This is a genomic window from Mycobacterium shunyiense, assembly GCF_058270035.1.
The window spans coordinates 21,789-32,668 of sequence record NZ_JBZDPT010000021.1; the positions used below are offsets into that span (position 1 = coordinate 21,789).

General features: G+C 65.2%; 12 protein-coding genes and 1 tRNA gene. 4 read left to right on the top strand and 9 right to left on the bottom strand.

The window, feature by feature from the left end; genetic code table 11:
- Positions 1-24: 24 nt before the first annotated feature.
- The gene (locus AC4ELS_RS14740; protein WP_499047949.1) at positions 25-1,536 is read right to left on the bottom strand and encodes a PPE family protein; all 1,512 of its coding nucleotides are present in this window, start codon (positions 1,534-1,536) and stop codon (positions 25-27) included.
- Between the two features lie 379 nt (positions 1,537-1,915).
- Positions 1,916-2,695 (bottom strand): SDR family oxidoreductase, encoded by a 780-nt coding sequence (locus tag AC4ELS_RS14745; RefSeq protein WP_064957808.1) that lies wholly within the window; start codon positions 2,693-2,695, stop codon positions 1,916-1,918.
- Between the two features lie 141 nt (positions 2,696-2,836).
- On the opposite strand from AC4ELS_RS14745, the gene AC4ELS_RS14750 reads away from it, so the two are divergent.
- Both AC4ELS_RS14750 and AC4ELS_RS14755 read left to right on the top strand, forming a co-directional pair.
- Positions 2,837-3,538: a DUF899 family protein gene (locus AC4ELS_RS14750; protein ID WP_499047903.1), complete on the top strand. Its 702-nt coding sequence runs from the start codon at positions 2,837-2,839 to the stop codon at positions 3,536-3,538.
- Positions 3,535-4,029: an SRPBCC family protein gene (locus tag AC4ELS_RS14755; protein WP_064957806.1), complete on the top strand. Its 495-nt coding sequence runs from the start codon at positions 3,535-3,537 to the stop codon at positions 4,027-4,029. The genes AC4ELS_RS14750 and AC4ELS_RS14755 overlap by 4 nt, the downstream gene beginning before the upstream one ends.
- Here AC4ELS_RS14755 and AC4ELS_RS14760 read toward each other — a convergent pair whose 3' ends face one another.
- Together AC4ELS_RS14760 and AC4ELS_RS14765 are read right to left on the bottom strand one after the other, a co-directional pair.
- Positions 4,030-4,392, bottom strand: a complete 363-nt coding sequence (locus tag AC4ELS_RS14760; RefSeq protein WP_499047905.1) for a nuclear transport factor 2 family protein — start codon at positions 4,390-4,392, stop codon at positions 4,030-4,032.
- A gap of 85 nt (positions 4,393-4,477) precedes the next feature.
- Positions 4,478-5,698, bottom strand: a complete 1,221-nt coding sequence (locus AC4ELS_RS14765; RefSeq protein ID WP_499047907.1) for a L,D-transpeptidase — start codon at positions 5,696-5,698, stop codon at positions 4,478-4,480.
- Positions 5,699-5,845: 147 nt separating this feature from the next.
- On the opposite strand from AC4ELS_RS14765, the gene AC4ELS_RS14770 reads away from it, so the two are divergent.
- Positions 5,846-5,921, top strand: a tRNA-Lys gene (locus tag AC4ELS_RS14770).
- Between the two features lie 71 nt (positions 5,922-5,992).
- Here AC4ELS_RS14770 and AC4ELS_RS14775 read toward each other — a convergent pair.
- Both AC4ELS_RS14775 and AC4ELS_RS14780 read right to left on the bottom strand, forming a co-directional pair.
- Complete coding sequence (locus tag AC4ELS_RS14775) at positions 5,993-6,172, bottom strand: hypothetical protein (RefSeq protein ID WP_055115836.1); 180 nt, start codon at positions 6,170-6,172, stop codon at positions 5,993-5,995.
- A 1,064-nt stretch (positions 6,173-7,236) separates the two neighbouring features.
- Positions 7,237-7,464 carry a DUF3618 domain-containing protein gene (locus AC4ELS_RS14780; RefSeq protein ID WP_044524135.1) on the bottom strand — a complete coding sequence of 76 codons (228 nt, stop codon included), beginning with the start codon at positions 7,462-7,464 and terminating at the stop codon, positions 7,237-7,239.
- Between the two features lie 105 nt (positions 7,465-7,569).
- Between AC4ELS_RS14780 and bcp the strand changes: the two genes are divergently transcribed.
- Positions 7,570-8,043, top strand: a complete 474-nt coding sequence (bcp, locus tag AC4ELS_RS14785; RefSeq protein WP_064887031.1) for a thioredoxin-dependent thiol peroxidase — start codon at positions 7,570-7,572, stop codon at positions 8,041-8,043.
- Between the two features lie 6 nt (positions 8,044-8,049).
- On the opposite strand, the gene AC4ELS_RS14790 is transcribed toward bcp, so the two are convergent.
- From AC4ELS_RS14790 to acpS, 3 genes are all read right to left on the bottom strand, one after another.
- Complete coding sequence (locus AC4ELS_RS14790) at positions 8,050-9,039, bottom strand: calcium/sodium antiporter (RefSeq protein WP_064938066.1); 990 nt, start codon at positions 9,037-9,039, stop codon at positions 8,050-8,052.
- A 6-nt stretch (positions 9,040-9,045) separates the two neighbouring features.
- A complete protein-coding gene (locus AC4ELS_RS14795) occupies positions 9,046-10,374 on the bottom strand; it encodes a dipeptidase (RefSeq protein WP_499047909.1) in 1,329 nt (442 codons plus the stop codon).
- A gap of 101 nt (positions 10,375-10,475) precedes the next feature.
- Positions 10,476-10,868, bottom strand: a complete 393-nt coding sequence (gene acpS / locus AC4ELS_RS14800; protein ID WP_003880044.1) for a holo-ACP synthase AcpS — start codon at positions 10,866-10,868, stop codon at positions 10,476-10,478.
- Between the last annotated feature and the right edge of the window lie 12 nt (positions 10,869-10,880).

Consider the following 10,880-nt stretch of genomic DNA (forward strand, 5'->3'; position numbering starts at 1 on the left):
TTCGGCCGACACAGCCCCGCCGCCTCACTCCTTCGAGTCCGGATCCCAGGTGGATGGCAACAGTGGCACCGTCGAACCGTCGCCGAACTCGGCGCCGCCCAGCGTCGCCAAGCCGGTTGTCGTCGCTTCCGGCTTGTCGAGCACTCCGGAAAAGCCCAGCGGCCCCGCACCGCGGCCCGAGGCCGTCGGTGACGTCTCCGGTGCGGTGTTCCCGTCCGGATCAGCTTGCAGGTCCATGTATTCGTAGCCGTGGCCCTTCTCGCGCATCGCTGCGCGGCGCCTGCGGCGGGCCCGGGCGTCGCGGGCCGTTTCGCCGGCAGCGGCCGCAGCGGCATCGGGTTCGGAGGCCTTCCTCTTGGCGCCGGCCGCGGCGTTGGCCCGCGCCGCAGCCGGGACGGCGGCGCCCGGCGCGCCGATCAGATAGGGCGGGAAGAATCCCGGTCCACCACCCGGAGCAGCCGAGGGCGCCGACGCGGAGGCGACGGGTGCCGACGCCGACGCGCCGGTCGAGGGGGCCGCGGGAGCCGACGGCGCAGCCGAAGCCGGCGTCCCACTCGTTACCGTCGATGCGCCCCCGGCCGCCGGCCATGATTGAGGATCGGCGCCGGCCGGAATTTCCGCGCCGACCAAGGCGGGCGGCTGGATTGCCGCCAGGCCGGTGATCGCCCACCCCAGGTTGGCAATCACGACACTCAGGGCGGGCTGGATCAGGGCCGGCGACAACTGAACGACGACCTGCAGCAGCTGGGCTGCATGGAAAGCCATGTCGGCCAACACCATCGGTAAATTGGTCAACAACGCAGCAGGGTCGTTCAGCAGGTTGTCGATCAGCAAGCCGATGTTCTCGATCTGCTCGTGGCCGACTTCCAGCCACCACCGCGGGTCGAGCGGGCTCAGGTCACCGTGGCCATGGTCGTCGTGGTCATGATCGTGGTCGCCGTCATGATCGTGATCGTGGTCGCCGTCATGGTCATGGTCATGATCGTCGTCGTGTTCGTGGTCGTGGTCGTGTTCGTCGTGCAGGATCCGCGGCGCCGCCGGGGTGGATGGCGCGGATGCCACAGACGTCTCGGAGACCCCTTGATAGACGGTCATCGTCGTCGCAGCCTGAATCCACATCCGCACGTAGTCGGCCTCGTTCACCGCGATCGGGATGGTGTTGATCCCAAAGAAGTTCGTGGACACCAGGACCGCCTGCCGAGCATGGTTGGCGGCCAGCTCGGCCAGGGTGGGCATCGCTGCCAATGCACTGGTGTAAGCCGCGGCCGCGGTTTCATGCTGGACAGCGATCGCCGAGCTGTCGGCGCTGACCTGCTGCAACCACGCCAGGTACGGAAGGTGAGCAGCCACGTACTGTTCGGCACTCGGACCCTGCCATGCTCCTGCTTGCACCGCACCCAACACTGCAGCGAGTTCTGTTGCCACCGAGGCATATTCGACACTCAAGGACGACCATGCGCCGGCCGCGGCCAACATCGCACCAGGACCCGGGCCGCTGGTCAGCAACGCTGAATGCACCTCTGGCGGTGAGGCCATCCATACCGCGACCACGAGAAACCCTCCCTGTAGACCATCTACCCGAAGGGTCCAAGTTATTGAATACGATTGTCGTTATCAATCAATCCATTTGAAACTCATAGAAAGCCGTCCGGAAGCAGCTTCAAGGTCTGCAGGATCGCCACGGCACCGTGCCGAGAACGGCGAGATCTACTACCCGGCGTGACGCTCGGGCACAGCGATGAACCCGCCGACGAAGGCCACTACGTGACATCGCGGACATCATGCGTCGCGGAGTGCACAGCGCAGGCACACAAAGGACCCCAAAGGCCGTGTGGCCGAACGGCCCTCACACCCTTCGAGGTATCGCAGCGACCGGAGTCACCGGCCGCGAGATCGCGTTGCGGGCTACCGCGGACTACTTCGTCGCGTCGACCGCGTCCGTCTTCTTCCTGATCCGCGGCGCCAGTTGCACGATCTCGGGCACCACGGTCGGATTCTCGTAGGCGGTGGTCACCAGCGACACCAGGGTGTTGGCGACGTCGCCCAGGGCCGACATCCGGGCCGGCAGGGCGCCCTGGGCCACCCACGTCTTGACCAATTGGTCCAGCAGGTCGCGGTCCGCACCGCGCAGGATCTCGGTGTCGTCGGTGGGGCCGACGCCCACCCGAATCAGCGACAGCTCGGGATGCTCGATGCGCCAGGAGTTCAGGATCTCGTCGAGCGCGGCCTTGCTCGCGCTGTATGCCGCCACACCGGCCCGCGGACGGCCCACGTCATAGCTCGACGCGACCAGCACCACACCGTTCTCGGACAGCCGCGGTGTCGCCGCCCGCAATACGTTGTTGGCACCCACCGTGTTGACGCTGAACGCGTGCAACCAGGTGGCGACGTCGGTGTCCTCGATGTAGGCGAAGGGGATCACGGTGCTGGTGAACACCACGGCGTCCAGGCCGCCGAGCGCGTCCGCTGCCTCGTTGACCACGCGACTGATGGCCGAGGAGTCTTCGACGTCGAGCTCGAAGGCAAATCCGCCGATGGCGTCTGCCAGGGAATTCAGCAGATCGACGCGTCGCGCGGCGACGGCGACCTTGGCGCCGCGTTCGGTGGCACTGACCGCAACAGCGTGGCCGATGCCCGAGGAAGCACCGACGACGAGGAGACGCAGCCCTGCTGCGTCGGCTCGCTGACCGCTCATTCTGGATCAACCTCCATGGTTCATCTCAAGGTGTTAGGTCACCCTTCGCTCGTCGGACATTACCGGGTGCGATGAATTCCGGACGCTCGGTGGGTCCACTTAAGAGAACGAGATTCTCCGAGCAGCAGTCAGGAGCCCTTCATGACGACAGGAAAACCGCCGATAGTCGACCAGCAGGCGTGGCGCACCGCGCTCGACGACCTGCGGCGCCGGGAGAAGGCCGCCACCCGGGAACTGGACGCGATCGCCGCCGCACGCCGCCGGCTGCCGATGGTGGAGCTGCCCGAGTACACACTGATCGGTGCCGACGGCCCGGTGCGCCTGGCCGATGTATTCGACGGACGTGCTCAGTTGATCACCTACCACCACATGTGGACCGACGGTGCCGAATGGCAGTGCGGCGGCTGCACCGGCTTCACGTCGCAATTCACGCGTCTCGACTTTCTGGACAACTACGACGCCCGCTTCGTCATCGTCACCAACGGGCCCATAGAGGAGGCGCTGGCGTACCGCGAGAAGGTCGGCAACCGCATGGACTGGTTCTCCTCATCGGAGAGCTCCTTCGGGTCCGACGTCGACGCCGCGCCTGGCGAAGGCTTCGCGGTCAACGTGTTCTTTTGTGCGACCGCGCCATCGGGTGAAAAAACCGTCTACCGCACCTGGCACACCAATGGCCGTGGCACCGAACAACTCAGTCACTCGTTCGCGCTGATCGACCTGCTGCCGTGGGGCCGGCAGGAACAATGGCAGGACTCCCCCGACGGCTGGCCCAAACAGGCGACCTACTCGGGCTGGCTCGACAGCCCCGACATCGCCCAGCTGTATGGAAAGGACTCCCTGTGACTTCATCTACCGACACGACGGCAACCGACAGCCAGCGCTACGTCGTCACCCGCACCATCTCCGCCTCCCCTGCGCAGGTGTTCGCCGTCCTGGCCAACCCGGCCCGGCATTGCGACACCGAGCCCGGCGACTGGGTGCGCGACGCGATCGACCCCGAACCGATCACCGGGACCGGCCAGATCTTCGCGGTCAACATGTTCCTGCCGGCGGCCGGTGGCCACTACGTCATGCACAACCTGGTGACCGAGTTCGAGCAGGACCGGACCATCGCCTGGTTGCCCGGCCAGCTCGACGAGCAGGGCCACCATGCGCCTGGTGGCTGGTGGTGGCGGTACGACCTGGCCCCTAACGGGGACCAGACCGACGTCACCCTCACCTACGACTGGACCGACACCCCGCAGAGCTTCCGCGACCAGATCGGCGGGATGCCACCGTTCGGGTCCGAATTCCTCGACGAATCGCTTGCGGCACTGGATCGTTCATCGAATTAGTCAGGCCGGCACCTGATCCAGGAACCCGAGCACGGTCTGGATCCGGCCCTCGTCGTCAGTGGCGAGTACGTCGAATCCGACCACGATCGGGTCGGCGTCGCGCGGACCGAGCCCCCACTGGAAACGCGCCTGCCGGTGGTGGGTGTCGGGCCCGCTGACGAGGGTGAACACGAATCCCGGAAACTGGGAGTGGACCGCTTCGATGGCGGCGGACACCCCGGCGTGTCCGCTCACCTCAGCCAGCGGATCGGTGTAGGTGGCGCCGGCCGACCAGTGCCGTTCCAACAAGGCCCGTCGGTCGGCGGCATCAGTGGCATTCCAGGTACTGAGGTACGCGGTGACGGTGTCGTTGAGCTCGGCCATTTCGCCTCTTTCACGGTAATCGACTGGGACTCAGCCAGATTCACCGACTCGAAGCGAGATGTCGATTACCGCAGGGGTAATCGGGTCAGGTACTGGCGTTGCCGGTGCGCCACTGGTCCCAAGGGATGTTCCAGTCCCCCAGGCCCTCGGTGCCCGGCAACACCGAGCCCACGGTGTTGACGACCTCGACGATGTCGCCGCGTTTGGTGTTCTCGTAGAACCACCTGGCGTTCGCGGTGCTGACATTGAGACAGCCATGGCTGACGTTGCTGTAACCCTGGCTGCCGACCGACCACGGGGCGCCGTGCACGTAGATGCCGCTGTAGGACATCTGGGTCGCGAAGTCGACCTCGGTGCGATAGCCGTTCGGCGAGTTGACGGGCACCCCGTAGGTGGAGGAATCCATCACCATGTGGTCGAAACGGTCGCCGACGATGTAGACGCCGTTGTTGGTCGGAGAACTGTTCTTGCCCATGGAGATCGGCATGGCCTTGACGACCTCGCCGTTGCGCCGGACGGTCAGTGTCTTGGTGGTGTCGTCGGCCTGCGCGATCACCTCATCGCCGATCGTGAAGTGGGTCGTGACATTGCCCTGACCGAACAATCCATCGCCCAACTCGACACCGTAAGTGTTGACCGTGACGTCCACCGAGGTGCCGGGCTTCCAGTATTTCGCGGGGCGCCAACGTACTTCGCGGTTGTTGAGCCAGTAGAACGCACCTTCGACAGGCGGATCGGTCTTGACGGTGACGGCACGTTGGGCAGCCAGTCGATCGGAGATGTTCTCGTCGAACCGGATTGCCACCGGTTGCCCCACCCCAACCACTTCCCCGTTGTTCGGCAGGACGTACGGCATCGTCAAGTTGGCCGGGGAGTGCGTCTCGAACCGCAGTCTGCGGTTGGCGACGCCACCGAGGCCCAGAGACCGCGCGTTGAGGGTGTACTGCTCGTTGTAGTCGAGTGGGTCGGTGGTGGACCATGTCAGCCCGTCGGCACTGAACTTGCCTGCGACGCTGGCGCCTTCTTCGTTGGTCATGGTGACGCCGCCGAGCACACCGTTCTCCGCGCTCACCGTGACCGGCGCATCGACGGTTACGCCGACAGCGCCATCGGTCACCGACGCGTTGACCCTGGGCACCAACAAATCGCCGTAGGGAGTGCCCTTGTCAGTGATCACCGGAGCCGGCCCCTGTGAGTCTTCACCCCCGCACGCGGTAAGCCCCAACATCATTGCCGGCACCATGGCAACCACTGCCCGCCGGAACACACCCCGATACGGACGGGTCACCGTCTGGGCCTGCCCCATGGTCGTCCTACCCCTCGCATGGTCGATAGCAAATTCTTGGCAATAGTCTAAGGGTTCTGGCCGGATCGGGCCGACCAGAAGCGCGTCCCAGGCCCGCCACCAGCGGATTTCACTGTTGAGAGAAACTCCTGTTATTGTCTCTCTCGCGCGCCGTTAGCTCAGTTGGTAGAGCAGCTGACTCTTAATCAGCGGGTCCGGGGTTCGAAACCCTGACGGCGCACCAACCAAAAACCCTGCCTCGGCAGGGTTTTTGCGTTTCAGGGTTTCGGCGTTACCGGGATTGCTCATCGTCTGTCAGGCTCGGTACCTCTCGGCCAGTCGGTCGCCGATGCTGGGTTCAGCCTCTTCCAACAACATCTCCACGGCCCCGGCCAGATGTGCGGCCGCATAGCCGTGATCCCGGTACTGCTCGCTCTTGAAGCGGTCGAGCTCCCTGCGCAGATCGCCCAGGGTCTCGTCGCTCACATGCGCCATATGGCTACCTCCCGTCGGTGTGACCACGGCCCACATCGCTTTACAGAAGTTCGACATGAGCCATTGGGTGTCGTCAGCGAATCCCGACGATGAGCCCGCCGGGATCGGCTCGACCGGCGATAGCCCATGCAGCGATCCTGGCAAACGGAAAATAAGTTAGCTGCAACGCAATACCCCCTTGTCACACGATTGTCCCGTGTTGCGGTCGGGATCAATACCCAGGGTCGCCTCCCCGATCCTGACCCGACGTCGACCTTAGCTGGACACCTATGCACTAGCAACCGGTTCGACAAGAAAGAGCCGTTCCCGCACTGCTATGCAGCAGATTTCAGCTATCGCGCCCGCTCGACACCGAGTTGCACAGAGACCCGGCGATTATCAGACCGATACGTGTTTGCCAACCGTTTTCCCCACCAAATCAGCGTGGATCAGGACAGAACGGCTGACCACGCGTCACGCGACGCCAACATGCCAGCAAACTTTTCTGTGAACCGATCCGATTCCATCCCGCGCTACGCAGCCAGTCTCCATCCGCCACCGGAGGCCCCGGCCGAATTTGCGGTGGACGAGACCCGTAACAGTCAGAGGCCCGTCGGCGACATACTTCGATAATGTGCTGATAACCGTGACGCAACCCGGCGAACCGCGGCAACACTCTACCGTTGACGTAGTCGTAAGTTACTGCTTAGAATCCAACTCCAGCGCTTCCGCTGGTCAGACGGCAGAAACCGTGTTAATCTCAAGTTAGCTGATTAATTGTGATCCGGTACCGCGTGGCGATTGCGCCAAGATGAGGGGTGTTAGCTGATGCCTGCCGTAGGTGGCGCCGATCCCACAGCTGCATCGACTGCCGCATTTGTTGCTGCGAACCAGCCCGTCATGGTGTATACGTGCAACCGCCTGGGCCGGATCGCCAATCCGCCGAGTTTCTCGTTGGCGGACTGGCTCCTGTTCCGCCGCCGCTGAGTGGCGTATAGGCCGGGGCCGCTGAGCGGCGTCTAAGCCCGGGCCGCTGAACGGGGCATCTCCGCAGGGCGCACAACGCGCGCCCTGCGGATCTACACTCAGCGCCGCTTAATCCGTCGCACGACGACGAACACCACCAGCACTCCTGCACCGGCCAATGACGCCGTCACGGCGGGCTTCTTGATGAAGCCGATCACCGCCGACTTGAAATCGTCGGCCAGGCGCTGCGGGTTGGCCCGCTCTGCCAGGGAGTCGACAGTCACCGCCAGCTGATCGCGAGCCTGATCGATATCCCGCTTGATGCTCTCCGGGTCCCGGTTCGCCACTGTTTGCTCCTCCAAGCCGCTCCATGTCGTGCTGCCCTGCCGCACTACCCTAGATCAGCCGGCGCCGTGACGACGGAACCGGTCGACAAGAAGGGATACCCACGAATGCCGCAAACCCCGCGCCTCGAGGTGGGAGACACCGCCCCCGCTTTCAGCCTGCCCGATGCCGACGGCAACGTCGTCAAGCTCTCCGACTACAAGGGCCGCAAGGTCATCGTGTACTTCTACCCCGCGGCATCGACACCCGGCTGCACCAAGCAGGCGTGCGATTTCCGGGACAGCCTCGCCGAGCTCAACGGCGCCGGCCTCGATGTCATCGGTATCTCCCCCGACAAGCCGGAGAAGCTCGCCAAGTTCCGCGACAAGGAGGAACTCACCTTCCCGTTGCTGTCCGATCCGGACCGTGAGGTGTTGACGGCCTGGGGCGCTTTCGGCGAAAAGACCATGTACGGCAAGACCGTTCAGGGTGTGATCCGGTCGACGTTCCTCGTCGACGAGAAGGGCAAGATCGCCGTCGCGCAGTACAACGTGCGGGCCACCGGCCACGTCGCCAAGTTGCGCCGCGACCTGTCGGTCTGACACTGGTCACAACTGGGTCGTCAGCAGGAACATCAGGTAGCCGAGGTAGGCCGCGATCATCGCGGCCCCCTCCGCTCGGTGCACCCGCCGGCCCGAGACGAAGATCGGGATGCAGGCCAGGCTCGCCGCGACCATCAGTGGGATGTCGATCCACACGAGGTTGTGTGTCAGCTCCAGCCCGTGCGCGGGTACCAGGCACGTGATGCCCAGGATCAGCAGGATGTTGTAGACACTGCTGCCAAGTAGGTTGCCCACTGCGATGTCGCGTTCGCCGCGCACCGTCGAGACGATCGTCGTGACCAACTCCGGGGCCGAGGTTCCGATCGCCACGACGGTCAGGCCGATGAGCGCGTCCGACACCCCGAATCCGCGGGCGATCCCCACCGCCCCGCCTACCAGCCATTCGGCCCCGAGAATCACCACGGCGATACCGCTTACCGTCATGACCGTATCCTGAAGTGCGCCGCCGCCAAGCGGTTTCGCCGCGGCACCGCTTGCCTGTCCCGATGGGAAGGCTTCGGCGTACCCGGCCACAGTTGCCCGGCTCTCCCGCCGCGACATCCGGATCAGCACAGCGGTGTACACGATGGCTCCAGACACCAGAATCAGCCCGTCCACGCGCGACAGCACGCCGTTGACGGCCAACACCCAGAGCAGGACCGCGGCTCCCGCCATCACTGGCAGGTCGAAGCGCAAGGTGCGCTGTTGGATCGCCAGCGGACGGATCAACGCACTGAGCCCGAGGATGAACAAGATGTTGACGACGTTGGTGCCGGCGATGTTGCCGACGGCCAGTTCGCCGCTGCCGGTGGTCGCGGCGGTGATGCCGACAGCCAGCTCGGGAAGACTGGTGCCGATCGACACCACGGTCAGACCGATCAGGATCGGGCTGATTCCCAGGCGCGCAGCAAGTTTCGCACCGCCGCGGACCATCACCTCCGCGCCGATCGCCAAGGCGATCAGGCCGACGACGAACCAGCCGACGCTGCTGGCCATCTCGGGCTAACTGCCCAGTGCCTCGAGCAGTAACGCTTCGGCCGTCGCCGCTTTCTCAAGCACCCCGAGATGCAGGCTTTCGTTCACGCTGTGCGCCTGGGTTCCCGGGTCCTCCACGCCGGTCACCAGAATCGTCGCGGCCGGGAAGGCTTCGGCGAACTCGGCGATGAAGGGAATCGATCCGCCCATACCCATGTCCACCGGATCGGTGCCCCAAGCGGTCCGGAACGCCGTGCGGGCCGCGTCGTACACCGCACCGGAGGAATCGATCGCGTAGGGCTGGCCGACATCGCCGCGAGTCACGGTGACCTGGGCTCCCCAGGGCACATGGGTCTCGAGGTGACGGGTCAACGCCTCCAGATGCGCGTGGGCGTCACCGCCGGGCGCGACCCGCATGCTGATCTTGGCGCGGGCCCGCGGGATCAGCGTGTTCGACGACTTGTCGATGGATGTGGTGTCGATGCCGATGACGGTGATCGCGGGTTTGGCCCACATGCGTTGCACCACTGAGCCGGAACCGATTTCGGCCACCCCCTCCAGCAGTCCGGATTCCTCGCGGACCCAGTGGGCGCCACGGTCGACGTCGGCAGCGGTGGCCTCGTGCAGGCCGGCGACCGCGACGTTTCCGTCGTCGTCATGCAGGCTGGCCAGCAACCGCACCAGCACGCTCAACGCATCCGGCACCACCCCACCCCACAGGCCCGAATGCAGGCCATGGTCCAGGGTGGCCACCTCGACCACACAGTCGGCCAGGCCACGCAGGGTCACGGTCAGCGCCGGGATCTCGGTGCTCCAGTTGTCGGAGTCGGCGATGACGATGACGTCGGCGGCCAGTGCTTCCTTGTGGGCAGCCAGGAGTGCACCCAGTGACGGAGAACCGGATTCCTCCTCGCCTTCGACGAATACCGTGACGCCGACCGGAGGCTTGCCGTCGAACGCCCGGATGGCCGCCAGATGGGTTGCGATACCAGCCTTGTCGTCGGCGGTGCCGCGGCCGTAGAGCCGGCCGTCACGTTCGGTGGGCTCGAACGGTGCGGAATCCCACTGGGCCGGATCCCCTTCAGGCTGCACGTCATGGTGGGCGTACAGCAGCACCGTCGGTGCTCCCGCAGGTGGCGGGTAATGCGCGATGACGGCGGGCGCACCGCCTTCGCTGACGATGCGGACCTCAGGAAAGCCTGTCTCGGCCAACAGCTTTGCGACGGCCTCGGCGCTGCGGTGCACCTCATCACGGCGGGCCGGGTCGGCCCACACCGACTGGATACGTACCAGATCCTCCAGATCCGACCGCACCGACGGCAACACCTGCTGAACCCGCGCCACGACATCAGTCATGGTGTCGACACTAGCCGCACTCTCGAATGCTGCGAACGTGCACGAAGTGCCGCTCGATCACGGCGTGTCTGGCAGCAGACACGCACGCTCGCGGAGCAACGCTAGAGCTCCTCGATGATCGCCACCGCGGCGGCGGTGTCGGCCTCGTGGGTGAGCGAGACGTGAATGGTCACGGTTTCGAGGTGCTTGGCGATCTCGCCGGACAGCCGCACCTTGGGCCGACCCCACATGTCGGTGACCACCTCGATATCGCGGTGGATCCCCTCCGGCAGGGCCGGCCGCTTGGAGAACCGTGAGCTGGACCAGGCCTTGATCACAGCTTCCTTGGCCGCCCACCGGGCCGCCAGGTGCCGGGCCGCCGACGAACTCTTGTCCGCGGCGTCCCGGCGCTCACCCGGCGTGAACGTCTCGGCGAATACGGTTCCCGGCCGGTCCACCTGCTCGGCGAAATCAGGTATGGAAACCACATCGATGCCTATGCCCATAATCGCCATGGAAGCGAACCT

What these genes read in the sequence shown, in the direction of transcription:
- AC4ELS_RS14740 (WP_499047949.1), bottom strand. Translation starts at nt 1,536, where the DNA reads ATGGCCTCACCGCCAGAGGTGCATTCAGCGTTGCTGACCAGCGGCCCG.
- AC4ELS_RS14745 (WP_064957808.1), bottom strand. Translation starts at nt 2,695, where the DNA reads ATGAGCGGTCAGCGAGCCGACGCAGCAGGGCTGCGTCTCCTCGTCGTC.
- AC4ELS_RS14750 (WP_499047903.1), top strand. Translation starts at nt 2,837, where the DNA reads ATGACGACAGGAAAACCGCCGATAGTCGACCAGCAGGCGTGGCGCACC.
- AC4ELS_RS14760 (WP_499047905.1), bottom strand. Translation starts at nt 4,392, where the DNA reads ATGGCCGAGCTCAACGACACCGTCACCGCGTACCTCAGTACCTGGAAT.
- AC4ELS_RS14765 (WP_499047907.1), bottom strand. Translation starts at nt 5,698, where the DNA reads ATGGGGCAGGCCCAGACGGTGACCCGTCCGTATCGGGGTGTGTTCCGG.
- AC4ELS_RS14775 (WP_055115836.1), bottom strand. Translation starts at nt 6,172, where the DNA reads ATGGCGCATGTGAGCGACGAGACCCTGGGCGATCTGCGCAGGGAGCTC.
- bcp (WP_064887031.1), top strand. Translation starts at nt 7,570, where the DNA reads ATGCCGCAAACCCCGCGCCTCGAGGTGGGAGACACCGCCCCCGCTTTC.
- AC4ELS_RS14790 (WP_064938066.1), bottom strand. Translation starts at nt 9,039, where the DNA reads ATGGCCAGCAGCGTCGGCTGGTTCGTCGTCGGCCTGATCGCCTTGGCG.
- AC4ELS_RS14795 (WP_499047909.1), bottom strand. Translation starts at nt 10,374, where the DNA reads ATGACTGATGTCGTGGCGCGGGTTCAGCAGGTGTTGCCGTCGGTGCGG.
- acpS (WP_003880044.1), bottom strand. Translation starts at nt 10,868, where the DNA reads ATGGCGATTATGGGCATAGGCATCGATGTGGTTTCCATACCTGATTTC.